The 16,017-nt window shown below is 69.2% G+C and carries 11 protein-coding genes; 1 reads left to right on the plus strand and 10 read right to left on the minus strand.

Annotated elements, in window-relative coordinates:
* Positions 1 to 66 precede the first annotated feature (66 nt).
* The 4 genes from ACFYO1_RS21365 to aceA all read right to left on the minus strand — a co-directional run bounded on the left by ACFYO1_RS21365 (position 67) and on the right by aceA (position 6,747).
* Positions 67 to 1,671, minus strand: coding sequence for a DEAD/DEAH box helicase (locus ACFYO1_RS21365; protein WP_387233535.1), 1,605 nt, complete (start codon positions 1,669 to 1,671; stop codon positions 67 to 69).
* A 322-nt stretch (positions 1,672 to 1,993) separates the two neighbouring features.
* Positions 1,994 to 4,297, minus strand: coding sequence for a 5-methyltetrahydropteroyltriglutamate--homocysteine S-methyltransferase (gene metE, locus ACFYO1_RS21370; RefSeq protein ID WP_387233538.1), 2,304 nt, complete (start codon positions 4,295 to 4,297; stop codon positions 1,994 to 1,996).
* Between the two features lie 91 nt (positions 4,298 to 4,388).
* Positions 4,389 to 5,261 (minus strand): 3-hydroxybutyryl-CoA dehydrogenase, encoded by an 873-nt coding sequence (locus ACFYO1_RS21375; protein ID WP_150399891.1) that lies wholly within the window; start codon positions 5,259 to 5,261, stop codon positions 4,389 to 4,391.
* Between the two features lie 196 nt (positions 5,262 to 5,457).
* On the minus strand, positions 5,458 to 6,747 hold the full coding sequence (gene aceA, locus ACFYO1_RS21380) for an isocitrate lyase (protein ID WP_014988628.1): 1,290 nt from the start codon (positions 6,745 to 6,747) through the stop codon (positions 5,458 to 5,460).
* 499 nt (positions 6,748 to 7,246) lie between these two features.
* Between aceA and ACFYO1_RS21385 the strand changes: the two genes are divergently transcribed.
* Complete coding sequence (locus tag ACFYO1_RS21385; protein ID WP_387233540.1) at positions 7,247 to 8,380, plus strand: alpha/beta hydrolase family protein; 1,134 nt, start codon at positions 7,247 to 7,249, stop codon at positions 8,378 to 8,380.
* 46 nt (positions 8,381 to 8,426) lie between these two features.
* Here ACFYO1_RS21385 and ACFYO1_RS21390 read toward each other — a convergent pair whose 3' ends face one another.
* The 6 genes from ACFYO1_RS21390 to ACFYO1_RS21415 form a co-directional block, all read right to left on the minus strand.
* Positions 8,427 to 8,621: a hypothetical protein gene (locus ACFYO1_RS21390; RefSeq protein ID WP_387233543.1), complete on the minus strand. Its 195-nt coding sequence runs from the start codon at positions 8,619 to 8,621 to the stop codon at positions 8,427 to 8,429.
* Positions 8,622 to 8,722: 101 nt separating this feature from the next.
* Positions 8,723 to 9,643 (minus strand): allantoinase PuuE, encoded by a 921-nt coding sequence (gene puuE / locus ACFYO1_RS21395; RefSeq protein WP_387233545.1) that lies wholly within the window; start codon positions 9,641 to 9,643, stop codon positions 8,723 to 8,725.
* Positions 9,640 to 10,608 (minus strand): allantoicase, encoded by a 969-nt coding sequence (gene alc / locus ACFYO1_RS21400; protein WP_387233548.1) that lies wholly within the window; start codon positions 10,606 to 10,608, stop codon positions 9,640 to 9,642. The genes puuE and alc overlap by 4 nt, the downstream gene beginning before the upstream one ends.
* A complete protein-coding gene (locus ACFYO1_RS21405; protein WP_387235279.1) occupies positions 10,605 to 11,795 on the minus strand; it encodes a DUF6986 family protein in 1,191 nt (396 codons plus the stop codon). Before ACFYO1_RS21405 ends, alc begins: the two co-directional genes overlap by 4 nt.
* Before the next feature lie 114 nt (positions 11,796 to 11,909).
* Positions 11,910 to 14,816, minus strand: a complete 2,907-nt coding sequence (locus ACFYO1_RS21410; protein ID WP_387233551.1) for a molybdopterin-dependent oxidoreductase — start codon at positions 14,814 to 14,816, stop codon at positions 11,910 to 11,912.
* The gene (locus ACFYO1_RS21415; RefSeq protein WP_387233553.1) at positions 14,813 to 15,670 is read right to left on the minus strand and encodes an FAD binding domain-containing protein; all 858 of its coding nucleotides are present in this window, start codon (positions 15,668 to 15,670) and stop codon (positions 14,813 to 14,815) included. Before ACFYO1_RS21415 ends, ACFYO1_RS21410 begins: the two co-directional genes overlap by 4 nt.
* Positions 15,671 to 16,017: the final 347 nt, after the last annotated feature.

Consider the following 16,017-nt stretch of genomic DNA (forward strand, 5'->3'; position numbering starts at 1 on the left):
GCCGCGCAGCGATAAAGGCCGCCTTCCCGTAATGGGAAGACGGCCTTGACCTTTCAGCTGGTGAACTCAGGAACGCCCGGCCCGGGCGGCAGGCGCCTGCTCACGGGTCGCGCGGGTGCGCGGCGCCCCGCCCCGCGCGGAGCGAGTCGCGGTACGTCCGGCGGCATCGAAGTTGTGCGCGGCAGAGCCGTTGGCGCCATGCCCATTACGGTTGCGCGGCTGGCCACCGGCAACGTCGCCGGTGCCACGTCCGCCACGACGCGGCCGGCCGGCGGCACCGCGCGATGCGTCATCGGTGTCCCGGGCGGTGCGGGTGCGCGGCTGGCCACCGGAGGTGGCACCGTCGCGCGGTCCACGCTCGCCACGACTACGCGACTGCCCGGCAGGCGCGCCGTACCGGCGATCGCCGCCGCCACGCCGATTCCGGTTGCCCTGACTGTCATTCGACGGCACGGGAATCGCGCTCGGCGCGACCCGCGGTGCGAGGGTGCCGACCAACGCCGTGACCGGCGCCGAATCGGCGGTCACCCGCTGGGACGCGACCGTGATGTTCGCCTTACGCAGCAGGGCCGCGACGTCGCGGCGCTGCTCGGGCAGCACGACGGTGACGACATCGCCGGCGCTGCCCGCGCGCGCGGTACGACCGGAGCGGTGCAGGTAAGCCTTGTGCTCGGCCGGCGGGTCGACGTGCACGACCAGCTCGACGTCGTCGACGTGCACGCCGCGCGCCGCGATGTCGGTCGCGACGAGCACCCGGGCCGTGCCGTTGCTGAACGCGGCCAGGTTGCGGTCGCGGGCGACCTGGGACAGGTTGCCGTGCAGGTCGGTCGCGGGGATACCCGCGGTGGTCAGCTGCTTGGCCAGCTTGCGCGCCTGGTGCTTGGTGCGCATGAACAGGATCCGGCGCCCGGATCCGGCGGCCAGGGTCTCGACCAGGACCCGCTTGGCCTCGGCGCCGCCGACCTCGAACACGTGGTGGGTCATCGCGGCCACCGGCGAGTCCGCCGTGTCCACGGAGTGCGTCGCCGGATTGCGCATGAACTGCTTGACCAGCTTGTTCACGCCGTTGTCCAGCGTCGCGGAGAACAGCAGCCGCTGACCGCCGCTCGGGGTGGCCGCGAGGATGCGGGTCACCGCGGGCAGGAAGCCGAGGTCGGCCATGTGATCGGCCTCGTCCAGCACGGTGATCTGCACGTCCTGCAGCGAGACCACGCGCTGACGCATCAGGTCCTCCAGCCGGCCGGGGCAGGCGACGACGATGTCGACGCCGGCGGAGAAGGCCTTGGCCTGCCGGTGCTGGGAGACCCCGCCCATGATGGTGGTCACCGCCAGCCCGGCGGCGGTGGCCATCGGCTCCAGCGCGGCGGCGATCTGGGTGGCCAGCTCGCGGGTCGGCGCGAGGATCAGGCCGCGCGGCCTGCGGCCGGGGCGCCGATCGCCGCCGGCCAGGCGGTCGACCATGGGAATGGAGAAGGCGAGCGTCTTGCCGCTACCCGTCTTGCCGCGGGCGAGCACGTCGCGACCGGCGAGGGTGTCGGGCAGCGTGGCCGACTGGATGGGGAACGGAGCCGTGATGCCGCTCGCGGTGAGGGCGCCGACCAGCTTCGCGCCGACGCCGAGGGCGGCGAACGACGTGGTGGAGGCAGGGCTCGAAACAACAGGGGTGGTCATATGTGGTGGGTGTGCCTTCCAGGCATCGGGGGTGTACCCCAGCGCTGCGCAGGATTGTGGTCCGTGCGTTCGGTGTTATGACACCCAGCTGAGGCGCCGACGCGAAAGGTAAGACATCCACGACGGATCGAGAGGGAGCGTGAAGATCAACGCTTGCCTTTGGTAACTCTACCGCAACCTCGCGTATTCCTCGCCTTCGGACCGCGAGGTCTGTAGTGGGTTACGTCACGGCCCGCAGGATCAGGGTATGACCGCCGACACCCCGGATCCGACTCGCGAAAGCCGCCCCCTGCGAAAACAGGGGGCGGCCAACGTAGTTCGGCTACTCGCCGGCCAGCGCGCGCCTGCGCACCCGGCGCGCCGCGGCGACCAGATTGCGCAGCGACGGCTCCAGCTGCCAGTAGTGCCGCGTCTTCAGGCCACCGTCCGGATTCGCCCATAGTCGTTCCGGGGTGATGGCTTCCGCTGCGGCGGTGAGCAATTCGTCCAGCTCATCGATGTCCGGGATGCGCGCCGAGCGGCTCTCGTACACACCGGGGCCGACGCCGTGCGTGAGTCCGTGATCGGTGCCGCTGTCCGCCGCGAGCGCCTTCACCACCCAGTCGATCGAGCGGGTCGCCACGATCGCGGTGACGTCGCAGTCCAGCTCCTCGATCGCCTCGACCACCTCGGCTCGCCCGGAATACCCGATGTGCGTGTGGATCTGGGTTTCCGGCTTGACCCCGGAGGTCGCCAGCCGGAACGCACCGACCGCCCAGCGCAGGTACTCCGCCCGCCCCGCGGGCCGCAGCGGCAGCATCTCCCGCAGCGCCGGCTCGTCGACCTGGATGATCGCGATGCCCGCCTTCTCCAGGTCGGCCAGCTCGTCGCGGATGGCCAGGGCCACCTGATCCGCGGTCTCGTGCAGCGGCTGGTCCTGCCGGACGAACGAGCGGGCCAGCATGGTGACCGGCCCGGTGACCATGCCCTTGACCGGCTTGTCGGTCAGCGACTGGGCGTAGCTGATCCACTCCACCGACATCGGCGCGGGCCGGGACACGTCGCCGTAGATGATCGGCGGCCGCACGCACCGGGACCCGTACACCTGCACCCAGCCGAAGTGCGTGGTGGCGAAGCCGTCCAGCAGCTCGGCGAAGTACTGGATCATGTCGTTGCGCTCGTGCTCGCCGTGCACCAGCACGTCGAGGCCGATGTCTTCTTGCAGCCGGATGGTCGCCTCGATCTCGGCTTCGATCCGCTTCTTGTAGTCGTCGAAGGACAGCCGGCCCTGCCCGAGCTCGTAGCGCGCCTGCCGGATCTTGCCGGTCTGCGGGAACGAGCCGAGCGTGGTCGCCGGGACCGGCGGCAGGTTCAGCCTGGCCTGCTGGGCCGCGCGACGCACCGAATACGGTTCGCGCTCACGCATCTTCGGCGTGACCGCGTAAACCCGTTGCCGCACCGCGTGCTTCTGCTTGAAGTGCACCTCGGTCGGCCGCTTGCGCCAGCTCTCCGACGGGCCGTCGGTGAGCGCCTTGGCGAGCGAAACCACCTCGCCGACCTTCTGTTTCGCGAAGGCGAGCCGGTCGGCGACGTTACCGGGGATGTCGTATTCGATGAGCAGGTCGTAGGGCACGTGCAGCAGCGTGGTGCCGGTGGAGACCACCAGGTCCGGGCACACCTGCGCGAGCCGGTTCAGGTACTCGAGCGTGACGTACCGATCGGCGCGCCAGACGTTCTGGCCGCTGATCACCCCGGCGTAGAGCCGCTTGCGGCGAATCCCCGGGATCTCGGCCAGGTCCTCCGGGGAGATCCGGTAGCTGGCCAGGTCGAGGCCGATGGCCTCCACGTTGCTGGCCGCCAGGATCCGCAGCGCCTCGCCGAAATCGCCGTACTGCCCGGTCACGAGCATCCGCGGTCGCAGCGGCGCCTTCGAAAGCCGTTGGTAGGCAGCCTCGAACGCGGCCAGCTCGGCGGGCGTGCGCTCGCTGGTGAACGCGGGCTCGTCCAGCTGCACGCAGGTCGAGCCGCGCTTGGCCAGGATCTCGAACAGCTGCTCATACGCGGGGAGCAGCTTGTCGAGCAGCTTCAGCGTGTCGAACTCGTCCTGGCCGGGCACCTGCCCCGCCTTGGACAGCAGCAGCAGGGACAGCGGACCGAGCACCACCGGGCGCAGCTCGATGCCGCGCTCCTTGGCCCGGTCGAATTCGTCCAGCAGCGCATCGGGGTGCAGCGAGAATTCGGTGTCGGCATCCAATTCCGGCTGCCGGTAGTGATAGTTGGTGCCGAAGAACCGCACCAGTTCCAGCGGCGGCACGTCCGGATTGCCGCGCGCCATCAGGAAATAGAAGTCGAGTGGATCCAGCTCGTCGCGGTACTGCTCGAACCGCTTGGGCACCGCGCCGAACAGCAGCGCGTTGTCGAGCACGTGGTCGTAGAAGGAGAAGGTATTGCCGGGGACCTGGGTCAACCCGGTGGCGGCGAGTTCGTTGAACTGCCGGTCTTGAATGTCGCGGCCCACCGCGAGCAATTCGGCGCGGGGAATCGCACCGCGCCAATAGGCCTCGAGGGCCCGCTTGAGTTCTCGATGCGGCCCGATCCGCGGGTAGCCGAGGATGCTCGACCCGTAGCCGTCGGTCACGTTCACCATGAGCGCGCTGCTCCCTTCGATGGCTGTGCGGCGCCCACCGGAACCAATGGACGCCGCACGCTATAGCGCCTGGGGTTGAATCGAAACGAGCTCAGGCCCGGTTGTACTGGTAGAAACCCGCGCCGGTCTTCTTGCCGAGCAATCCGGCCTCGACCATCCGCATGAGCAGCGGCGGGGCGGAGTACAGCGGCTCCTTGAACTCCTGGTACATCGAGTCGGCGATCGACTTGACCGTATCCAGGCCGACCAGGTCGGTGAGCGCGAGCGGACCCATCGGGTGGGCGCAGCCCAGGACCATCGCCTTGTCGACGTCGTCCTTGGTGGCGAAGCCGGACTCGACCATCCGGATGGCCGAGAGCAGGTAGGGCACCAGCAGCGCGTTGACCACGAAACCGGAGCGGTCGGCCGATCGGACGACCTGCTTGTCCAGCACATCGCCGGCGAACGCCTCGGCCCGCTTGGACACGGCCTCGCTGGTCTTCAGCGTGGTGACCAGCTCGACCAGCGGCAGCACCGGCACCGGGTTGAAGAAGTGCATGCCGACCACGCGCTCGGGCTGCGTGGTGGCGACCGCGATCTTCATGATCGGGATGGAGGAGGTGTTGGAGGCCAGCACGGCCTCGGGGTCGGTGACGACCTTGTCCAGCTCGGCGAAGATGGCGGTCTTCACCTTCTCGTCCTCGAGCACCGCCTCGACCACCAGCTGGCGGTCGGCGAAGTCGTTGAGGTCGGAGGTGAACCGCAGCCGCCACGCGGCCTGCTCGCGTTCCCGCTCGGTGATCTTGCCGCTGCTGACGCCGCGATCGAGCGAGCGAAGAATGCGCGAGCGGCCTGCCGCGGCCAGCTCCCTGGTCTGCTCGAAAACAAGCACGTCGACGTGTGCCCGCGCACACACCTCCGCGATGCCGGCGCCCATCTGTCCGGCACCGATGATGCCGACGCGTTGAATCTTCTCGCTGCTCACGTCCCGCTCCTGCTGTTGGTGTGGCTAAGTCGGTGGCTGGAGGGGGTGTGCTCTGATGTGAGCGGCCCCTCGATGGTCCAAGGTATAGGGATGCCCTCCCCGCTGGGGCTGTTCAGCGGGGAGGGCGGTACACCCCTACTGGGGGCTATCGGTATTCACGTCGGGAACCTCATTCCCTTGGCGAATCACACGTCGCTCAGTGGAACTGGCCCTCTTCGGTCGAGCCCTTCAGTGCTGCGGTCGAGGTGTTCGGGTCGACGGTGGTGGCGATGGTGTCGAAGTAGCCGGCACCGACCTCACGCTGGTGCTTGATCGCGGTGAAGCCACGCTCGGAAGCGGCCTTGAACTCGCGCTCCTGCAGGTCGACGAAGGCGGTCATGCCCTCGCGGGCGTAGCCGTAGGCCAGGTCGAACATGCCGTAGTTGAGCGAGTGGAAGCCGGCCAGCGTGATGAACTGGAACTTGAAGCCCATCGCGCCGAGCTCACGCTGGAACTTCGCGATGGTCGCGTCGTCCAGGTGGGCCTTCCAGTTGAAGGACGGCGAGCAGTTGTAGGCCAGCAGCTGGTCCGGGAACTCGCTGCGCACCGACTCGGCGAACTTGCGCGCGACCTCGAGGTCCGGCACGCCGGTCTCCATCCAGATCAGGTCGGCGTAGGGGGCGTAGGCCTTGGCCCGCGCGATGCAGGGCTCGATGCCGTTCTTCACACCGAAGAAGCCCTCGGCGGTGCGGGTGCCGTCCAGGAACTCCCGGTCGCGCTCGTCCACGTCCGAGGTGATCAGGGTGGCGGCCTCGGCATCGGTGCGGGCGATGATCACCGACGGCACGTCGGCGACATCGGCGGCCAGACGCGCGGAGGTCAGCGTGCGGATGTGCTGCTGGGTCGGGATCAGCACCTTGCCACCGAGGTGGCCGCACTTCTTCTCCGAGGCGAGCTGGTCTTCCCAGTGCACGCCCGCGGCGCCGGCCGCGATCATGGCCTTCTGCAGCTCGTAGGCGTTCAGCGCGCCACCGAAGCCGGCCTCGGCGTCGGCGACGATCGGGGCGAGCCAGTTCTTGACCGAGTCGTCACCCTCGACCTTGGCGATCTCGTCGGCGCGCAGCAGCGCGTTGTTGATCCGGCGCACGACGCTCGGGACCGAGTTGGCCGGGTAGAGGCTCTGGTCCGGGTAGGTGTGGCCGGACAGGTTCGCGTCGCCGGCGACCTGCCAGCCGGACAGGTAGATGGCCTTCAGGCCGGCGCGGACCTGCTGGACCGCCTGGTTGCCGGTGAGGGCGCCCAGGGAGTTGATGTAGTCCTCGTTGTTCACCAGATCCCAGAGGATCTCCGAACCGCGGCGAGCGAGAGTGGCCTCTTCGACGACGGTGCCCTGGAGCTTCGACACCTGCTCGGCGGTGTAGTTACGGGTGACGCCCTTCCAGCGGGGGTTGGTGTCCCAGTCCTGCTGGATTTCCGCAGCGGTCTTCGGGGTGCCGGCGTTCGACATCTCTGACTCCACTTCCTCGTTTTAAGTCGATTGCCCCACGGCCGAGCAGTGAAACAGCTCGAACTGCTGGAGCGGCAATTTGCAGGCTTGCTAGGCCCATGGGGTGTACTTCCACACGATTGCACAATGCGAAATGGCCGTCTACCTGTTGCTAATGTGAATCTAAGCTAGGTTTCGATCCCCGTTTGCTAACTCTGCGAAATTTGCCTGCAAATTGCAAAGATGGAACCTACCGGCAAGTAGCCCTGACATGCGGTTTTAGCGTAACGCCCGTACTGTTAGAGCTCGGCCGCGCGCCGGCCGCCGGCTCGGCCATCCATTCCGGGTTGTGAGGACGTTCACAAGTACGGGCGGGTGCCGACTGTGTGGGCCACGCCACCCGCGCATGGGCGGCGGACGGCGGTTCGGGCAGACTGGGTCGAATCCGAAATTGGACGTGCGTCCGTCTTCCGCTGGGGAAGCATCCGGCGCCACCCGCACCCGGACAGGAGATCCACCCATGCGGAAATCGGTCATCGCCGCCGCGTTCGCCCTCGCCTGCACCGCCGCCCTGCTGAATCTCCCCGTCGCGTCGGGCGCGCCCGCGGGCACCGTCGAGTCGGTCGCGCCGCTGGCCCCGGCCGCGACGCCGCCCGGCTCGGTGAATTCGTCCCGCATGCTGTACGCCTCGACCACGGCGAACGACGTGCCGACGACGGCAAGCGCGGCGGTCTATTTCCCGCCGGGCGTGCCGCCCGCGGGTGGCTGGCCGGTCATCGCCTGGGCGCACGGCACGGTCGGCCTCGGCGACGACTGCGCGTACAGCATCGCCGGGCCGGGCGCGGTCGAACGGGACTGGGCCTACCTCGGCACGTGGCTACAGCAGGGTTACGCCATCGTGGCCGCCGATTACGCCGGGCTAGGCACACCGGGCGAGCATCCGTACCTCAACGGCGTCGTGGAGGCGCACAACGTCGTCGACGCGGTCAAGGCGGCGACCGAGCAGTATCCGTCGCTGTCGAAGAAATGGGCGGTCGTCGGGCAGTCGCAGGGCGCGGGGGCCGCGGTCTTCACCGCGCGCTACGCCACCGAGTTCGGCGGTTCGGCCCTTGACTACCGCGGCGCGGTCGGCACCGGCACACCGGCCTATATCGAGGACATCCTGGTGCCGCTCGGTCCGGGCGTGCCGCCGGTGAAGCTCAGCCCGCACACGACCGGCTATGTGCTCTACATCCTGAACGGATTGCGCACCACATACCCCGAACTGAACATCGAGTCCTACCTGACCGACGCGGGCCGCACCTGGCTGGCGAAGGCGCGGGAGCAGTGCCTGGTTCCGCTGGGCGACGAGCTCGCGGCGCAGGGCGTGATCGTCGGCAATCTGTTCAGCAAGCCGCTCGCCCAGATCCCCGACCTGCACGGACTGCTGACCCGCTACCTCGGGCTGCCCGAATCGGGTTACGACAAGCCGCTTTTCCTCGGCCAGGGACTGCGCGACACCGACGTCATCACGCCGGAGACGCTGCGGTTCGCCGCGGTGCTGAAGGCGAACGGGCAACCGGTACAGCTGCACACCTACCCCGAGGACCACAGCGGCACGGTGAACGCGTCACTGCCGGACTCGGTGCCGTTCGTGCGCAATTTGTTCGGCTGACCCCGAGTCCGCGCGGCCGGCCCTCGCCGACCGGCCGCGATCCGCTCTAGCCGGACAGGCTGCTGAGCGTGCAGGTCAGCTGGGCGAGGGGGTGGATCACCCCGGTGCAATCCTTGGCGACCGGCTCGGCAGCTGGGGCGGCGGGCTCGAGCCGAATCGTGTCCGCCATGGCGGCTCCGGAGCCGACCAGGGTTGCGGCGCCGATCAGCGCGGCGGCGACCACTCCACGTACTGCGAACATTCGGAACTCCTCGCGCTTCGGGTAGACGGCCGAACCTAGTCGGCGAGCACGCGCGTCGCATGACCCGAATTATGTTGTCGCTCAACCGAGTCGATCGAGGCTCAGACGCGCGGTGCCGGATGGACCGTGCGCCAGTGTTCGGCGATGTCGATGCGGCGGGTGATCCAGACCTGGTCGTGGGACTGGATGTGGTCCAGGAAGCGTTCCAGCGCGGCGATTCTGGCCGGGCGGCCGACGATGCGGCAGTGCAGGCCGATCGACAGCATCTTCGGACTGCCTTCCGCGCCTTCGCGATACAGCACGTCGAAGGCGTCACGCAGGTGCGCGAAGAACTGCTCGCCGGTGGGGAATCCGGCGGACGACGCGAACCGCATGTCGTTGGTGTCCAGGGTGTAGGGCACCACCAGGTGGTCCCGGCCCCGCACGGTGACCCAGTAGGGCAGGTCGTCGGCGTAGGAGTCGGAATCGTAGACGAAGCCGCCGTGCTCGACCACCAGATCGCGGGTGTTCGGGGAGTCCCGGCCGGTGTACCAGCCGAGCGGCGCGGCGCCGGTGAGCTCGGTGAGCAGGCGCACCGCCTCGGCCATGTCCGCGCGCTCGGTGTCCCGGTCGGTCAGCTGGTAGGACTTCCAGCGCAGGCCGTGGCTGGCGATCTCGTGGCCGAGTTCGCGAAAAGCCGCCACCGCCTCCGGGTTTCGCTGCATCGCGTGCGCGACGGCGAAGATGGTCAGCGGCAGGCCGCGGCGTTCGAAGGCACGCAGCACGCGCCACAGGCCGGCGCGGGAGCCGTACTCGTAGAGCGACTCCATGCTCATGTGCCGGTTCGGAAACGCCTCGGCCGGCGTCATTTCCGAGAGAAAGGTCTCCGAGGCCGGGTCGCCGTCGAGGACGTTGTTCTCGCCGCCCTCCTCGTAGTTCAGCACGAACTGCACGGCGATCCGCGCGCCGCCCGGCCACTGGGGGTCGGGCGGCGTGCGGCCGTAACCGATGAATTCGCGGGCGGGCTCGTAAGGTCCGCTCATCCGCCGAGCTCTCCATAGAGGCGCAACCGGGCCAGGCCGCCGTCGGGATAGATGTCCAGACGCACCTCCTCCACCGAGGCCGCCATCGGCGCGATCGCGAACTGATGCCTGGTATCGGGCAAAAGCTCGGTGCGCGGCAGCAATTCGAGTTCGGTGCCGTCGTTGGTGCGGCCGGTGAGCCGCGCGGCGCCCGGGCTGTTGCCGAGGAAGTAGGAGGTGTCGATCTCGGCCAGCCGGATCAGGCCGGGCCCGGCGAGCCGGACCCGCACCCAGTCGTTGCCGTCGTCGCGGCGGCGGGCGGTCTCCCAGCCGTCGCCCATCTTCCGGGCCAGTCCGGGATACAGCAGCTGATTCGGCGAGCTGTAGAAGCGGTTGGAGCAATCGATCACCAGCGCACCGTTTTCCAGCGCGGCCAGGTCGAGCGGGCCGAGGCCGAGCAGGCGGGGATCGGGGCTGCCCTCGCCGTGCACGCGAAGCCGGGCCACCCCGCCGTCGGGATGCATGGTCAGCTTGACGTGGGTCCACCGGCGTTCGCTGGCGACGGCGAACGGGTTGCGGCTGTCGCCTTCGACCGGCGCCCGATCGATCAGGGTCTCCCAGTCATCGCGTGCGGCAATGCTTTCCGCACTCGGATAGTCGTCGATCTCCAGTGCGGCAACGGAGACCGCCGGCGGGTAGTTGCCTTTGAACCAGGCGGTGTCCACCACGACACCGCGGATCACGCCGGGCACTCCCAGGCGCACGATGGCCGAGTCGTCACCGGGCCGGCCGCGATGCCTGCGGGTCTCCCAGCCGTCGTAGACCTGACCCTTGTGCCCGAAGGTCGACGGCTGATATTCGGCCGGACCCGGGTTGATCAAATTCTCCTTCTCCGCGAAAAATTCGTCGTTCGCCCAGATCACCGAGCCGCCGAGCGGGCGGACGGCGAGGTCGGGCAGCAGGGTGAACTCTTCCCGGTCGCTCACGACCGCACCTCCTGGGGAATCGGCGAACGCGTGACCAGCGCACGCAATACCGCCGGTGACAATTCGGGCGCGCGGGCGGCGAGCTCCTCGGCGGTCCGCGCACCGCACTCGATGCCGCGTAACACGGTGGCCGCCAAGGCTTCCGCGGTGGCGGGCTCGTCCATGACGCCGCCGGAACGACGGTCGAGGTAGGCCTGCAAGCGCGGCACGGCCACGTCGATGGCCTGGCGGAAGAAGTCGTAGGTCGCCAGCCAGCGGGTGATCAGATGACCGGGATGCATGTCCCAGCCCTGGTAGTAGCCGCGTCGCAGCGACCGGCCGACCAGACGGTGGTGATTGCGCAGCGCGGCTTCCGGATCGGTGTCGGGCACGATCTGGGTCGAGCCGTCGCACACCCAGACGCCGGTCTGCGCCGCGGCGACCTGCATGACCGCCTTCGCGTAATCCGCGGCCGGATGGTCGAGGGCCTGGTCCGGCGCGGCGACCCCGCACGCGGCGGTGTAGTCGTAGGTGCCGAAATGCAAAGCGCTGCACCGGCCGTCGGCCAGCCCGATCATCCGGGCGATCGGTACGGTGCCGTCCGCGGCGATGATCGCCTGCGGGCTCTCGATCTGCAATTCGAAGCGCAACGTGCCCGCGGGCAGGCCGTAGCCGCTCTCCAGTCCCTCGCACAGCGCGACCAGCGGCGGAACCTGTTCGGCCGCACGGATCTTGGGCACGGTGAAGACGAATCCCGGTGGCACGTCGACCATCGCGGCCAGCACCAGTTCGAGGGTGCGCAGCGTGCGGTTGCGCTCGCCGACCGCAAGGCCCTTCGTCCGGATGCCGTAGCTCTGCGGACGGTAGGGCGTGTATGCCCACGTCGCCAGCACGGCACCGGCCGCCCGGGCCGCCGCGTCCTCTTCCGCGTCGGAACGGAAGCCGTAGCCGTCCTCGAAGTCGATCCGGAGATCCTGGATCGGGTCGCGCTCCAGCCGCCGGCGCACCTCGGGCAGCGATCCGGTCGTGTCCAGCTCGGCGAGCAAATCCGCGTGCCGGTCCAGCAGTTCGATCGCGGCGGCGCCCCAGACCTGGGGCGTGTCCTCGGCGATCCGGTCGGCAGGCACATACGCGGTGTGAATCGGCTGCGCCCGCCCGTCCGGTCCCGGGTAGTTCACCCGCAACTGGGCGTCGACGGCGTCGAGCATGGCATCGATGCGCGCCCGGACATGCTCCGGCAGATGCGTCCGATCAGCGTCGTTCGCCGGACCTCCGTGGTTACGCAAGCTGATTCCTCCGGTCCTGAGGCTCGCGACGCTGGGTCACCTGTGATCTCCTTCCTGCATGGCCCGCCAGATTCGGTCGGCGGTCATCGGCAGCCGATCCGGCCGCACTCCGACAGCATCCCGTATCGCGTTCGCCAGCGCGGGGGCGACCGGGTTGTACGGGGATTCACTCATCGACTTCGCGCCGAGCGGGCCGAACGCGTCGGCGGTGTCGGCGAAGTACACCTCGGTGCGCGGAACGTCGGCAAACTGCGGAATGTGATAGTGCCGCAGCGACTGCGTGGTGACCACGCCCGCTTCGCTGCGCATGTCCTCGTACAGCGCCGTCCCGATGGCCTGCGCGACGCCACCCTCCACCTGCCCGCGGCACTGCACCGGATTGAGCACGGTCCCGGCATCGGCGGCCTGGATCGACTGCAGGATGCGGAGCGAGCCGGTATCGAGGTGCACGGCGACCCGGAACGCGTGCACGTTGAAGCTCACCGAGCGCGGGGTGCCCGAATGCTCGCCGTGCGCGATCAGGCCGCCGTCGGCCAGCAGTTCGGTGACGCCGAAAACCTGGTCACCACACCGAACTCCGCGCGGGTGAAGCACGGCGTCGCGCTCGGGCAGTCCGGCCAGCTTCGCCGCGCGGGCCAGCAGCAGCCTGCGCAGTTCGAGCGCGGCCGCGTAGGTCGCCTTGCCCGCCACCACGATTCCGGTAGAGCCGAACGCGCCCGTGTCGTGGCCGATCAGGTCGGTGTCGGACTGGCGGACCACGACGCGCGCCGCGTCGGTCTCCAGGGCCGAGGCCGCTAGCTGAGCGTGCACCGTAGTGGTGCCGTTGCCGAATTCGGCGGTGCCGACCCGGAGTTCATACCGCCCGTCGGGCAGCAGGGCGATCGTGGCGTCCGCGGCATGCCCGCGCGGCGGGATGGTCGCGATCATCGCCACCGCCATGCCGGTGCCGACCCGCCACTCGGCTCCCGGGTGCGGTATCTCGTTGCCGCGCAACAACGCTCGTTCGGCGAGGTCGATGCACTGGTCGAGGCCGTAGCTGCCGAACGACAGGTCGCTCTCGTCCACCTCGGCACCGACGAACTCGTCGCCCGGCACCACCACGTTGCGCCGCCGGAATTCGAACGGGTCGAGGCCGAGCTCGCGCGCCAGATCGTCGAGCGCGGACTCGATCCCGAAGATCACCTGCCCGAGACCGTAGCCGCGGAACGCGCCGGAGGGGATGTTGTTGGTGTAGACCGCTTGCGCGTCTACCCGCTTGTTCGCGCAACGGTAGACGCCGACCGATTCCCCGACGCCGTGGAACATCACGCCGGCGCTGTGGTTTCCGTACGCGCCCGCGTCGGCCAGCACATCGATCGCCAGCGCGGTCAGCACGCCGTTCGCGTCGGCCCCGGCGGTCACCTCGACCCGCATCGGATGACGGCAGGTGGCCGAGGCGAATTCGTCGGCGCGGGTGAATTCGTAGTGCACCGGCCGCCCGGTCCGCAGCACCGCCAGCGCGATCAGGTCCTCGGCCAGCATTTCCTGCTTGGCGCCGAATCCGCCGCCGACCCGGGTGGCGAACACCCGCACCCGATCGCGCCGCAGCCCGAACACGTGGCACAGCTCGTCCCGCACCAGGAACGGCACCTGGGTGCTGCACCGGATGACCAGCCGGCCGTCCGCGTCGAGCCAGCCGATGCCGCCGTGGGTTTCCAGGTGCACGTGCTGTCCGCGCGGCGAATACCACACGCCGCGAACCACTTTCGCCGCCACGGCGAGACCGGCGGTGACATCGCCGACCTCGCCGTGCACCTCGGCGATCAGATTGCGATCGACGTCGGCGATGCGCGCCGAATCCGGCTTCCCACCGTGCAGTTTCGGCGCGGCCGGCGTCAACGCCTCGGCCGGATCGAACACGGCGGGCAACACCTCGTACTCGACGCGCAAAGCACGGCAGCCCGCCCGCGCGGCCGCCGCACTGTCCGCGACCACCGCCGCGACTCGCTGTCCGACGAACCGCATCGTCCGATCGAGCACGTAGGTGTCGTCCGGGTCGTCGGCCCGCAATTCGTGCCGCGCGGTGGAAAACGCCACGTCGGGCGCATCGGCGTAGGTGAGCACCGCGTGCACGCCGGGCAGCGCCTCGGCGGCCGCCGTATCGATGGACACGACGCGTGCGTGCGCGTGCGGACTCGGCAGCACCGCGACGTGCAGCGGTGCGGTAGGCGGCGAAACCTCCGGCGCTTCAGGTGAACTCGCATGCGAGCCGGCCGGACCGCCGGCACCCGATCGAACGTCGAAAGTGAACGGCTCGATGCCGCGCACGAGCCGCGGTCCGGCGGGCGCACCCACGCCGCCACCGGCTCGGCCCTCGATCACCGCACCCGATCCGCCACTGCCCGAGCGGGTTTCGGCGGCAACCACGCCGCGCCGCTCGGCACCGTCGGCCGGTCCCGAGGCCAGCGCCTCGGCGATCGACCGATACCCGGTGCAACGGCACAGGTTTCCCTTCATCAACTCGGCCAGCTCGGCAACGGAGCGACCGTTCTCCGGCACCGCGGTCGCTTCGCCCCCTGAGTGCGCGGCCGCACTACACGGCACCACCGAGGAGTCCTGCGCGGACTCTCCGCAGCCGAGCCCGGCTGCGGTCACCACCATTCCCGCTGTACAGAACCCGCATTGGAAGGCGGCGTTCTCGACGAATCGGCGTTGCACCGGATGCGGTTCGTCACCGGTACCGAGTCCGGCGGCGGTGGTGATCGCCCGATCGGCCGCGCGATGGGCGGGAATCAGACAGGAGTGCACGGTCATCCCGTCGACCTGCACCGAGCAGGCGCCACAATCCCCTGTGTCACAACCCTTTTTGACCGAAAAGGTCCCTTGCTCACGGAGCAGAGTACGTAAGCATTGTCCTGGGCGCGGATCGGCTTCTACGGGTCTGCCGTCGACCTCGAACTTCATAGTCGCTCCCGCTCCGCGGCCCGCAACTCAGCGGCCACTTCACGAGCGAGGACACCGGTGACGTGGCCACGCCAGTCGGGCGTACCGTGCGGGTCGTCGAACCACAGCGCCGGATCTATCCCGCCGACCGCCATATCGATTTCGGCATCACTCGGCGCCCCAGCGAAATCCAGCACAACGGGCCGCTCGGTGGCTGCGGTGACGGTGACCACGCATCGGCCATCCGGGTCGCGCCGCCCCATCACCACGGATCCGGATCGTCCCAGTGGCGCCAGCGCTATCTTCCGGAAACCGGTGCGGGCCAGCAGACTCGACGTCGGCACGGTGATCGAGCGCAGCACTTCACCGGGCAGCAGCACAGTGCGACCGGGTCCGCACACGAAGTCCCGCAACGGAATCCGGCGATCCACGCCGTCCGCACCCCACACCAGCGCGACCCCGTCGAGCGCGGCCAGCGCGGCGAGCACCCCGCCGGCCGGCAGGGCCATGCAGATGTTGCCGCCGACCGTCGCGGTCCGCCAGATCTTGTGCGACGCCAGCAATGCCCGGCAGCCCTGCGCGAACAACCTTGTCCCCGGCCACTCTTCGCGCAACACCGGGGCGCCGAGTTCGCGCCCCGGCACCGAACCCGCGAACTCGGCCAGCGTGCAGGTCGCCGCGATCTCCAGTCCGTCCGGCACCTCGGTGAACGCGGGCCAGCCCAGCGCGGTGATGTCGACCAGCCGGTCCAGGTGCTGCTGCGGTTCGGAGAAGAGGAAGGTCCCGCCGGCGAGCACCGCGCATGAACCGCCGATCGCACTCAGGTCCGCCCGTTCCCGGGCCGGCACCACCTCCCGGATCGTGTCCAGGTCCACGTCTCACCTCACTCCACTGCCGTGTCCGGCCACCCTAGGAGCGAGGAGTTGCCGCGATGTTGCGCAACTCCCGCCCAGATTGCGCCGCCGTTACCTGGCTGCGTCCGGCCTGCCTCTTCCACTCCCGCGCGCCTGTCGGCGCTCGACGTACGGTCCCTGCGCCTCCGACAGTCAGAGGCGACCTCGTTCCACTATTCCGCATAGGCCCTGAACTGGCCTAATGCCTATTAAATACCTGCCGGTCTATTTATGCTCGGCTCCTGCGCAGCGGCATGGAACCGGCGCGAATACCCACCGCGAACGCCGGCTCGGCGCAACCCACCGACCCCCCGGTCCGCGGCGCGCTA

The organism is Nocardia sp. NPDC006044 (genome assembly GCF_042871115.1).
GTDB lineage: Bacteria > Actinomycetota > Actinomycetes > Mycobacteriales > Mycobacteriaceae > Nocardia.

Bases quoted from the DNA above. Each gene is read 5' to 3' on its own strand.
- ACFYO1_RS21385 (WP_387233540.1), top strand. From the start codon at position 7,247: ATGCGGAAATCGGTCATCGCCGCCGCGTTCGCCCTCGCCTGCACCGCC.
- ACFYO1_RS21405 (WP_387235279.1), bottom strand. From the start codon at position 11,795: ATGCTCGACGCCGTCGACGCCCAGTTGCGGGTGAACTACCCGGGACCG.
- metE (WP_387233538.1), bottom strand. From the start codon at position 4,297: ATGGTGAACGTGACCGACGGCTACGGGTCGAGCATCCTCGGCTACCCG.
- aceA (WP_014988628.1), bottom strand. From the start codon at position 6,747: ATGTCGAACGCCGGCACCCCGAAGACCGCTGCGGAAATCCAGCAGGAC.
- ACFYO1_RS21410 (WP_387233551.1), bottom strand. From the start codon at position 14,816: ATGAAGTTCGAGGTCGACGGCAGACCCGTAGAAGCCGATCCGCGCCCA.
- ACFYO1_RS21365 (WP_387233535.1), bottom strand. From the start codon at position 1,671: ATGACCACCCCTGTTGTTTCGAGCCCTGCCTCCACCACGTCGTTCGCC.
- puuE (WP_387233545.1), bottom strand. From the start codon at position 9,643: ATGAGCGGACCTTACGAGCCCGCCCGCGAATTCATCGGTTACGGCCGC.
- ACFYO1_RS21390 (WP_387233543.1), bottom strand. From the start codon at position 8,621: ATGTTCGCAGTACGTGGAGTGGTCGCCGCCGCGCTGATCGGCGCCGCA.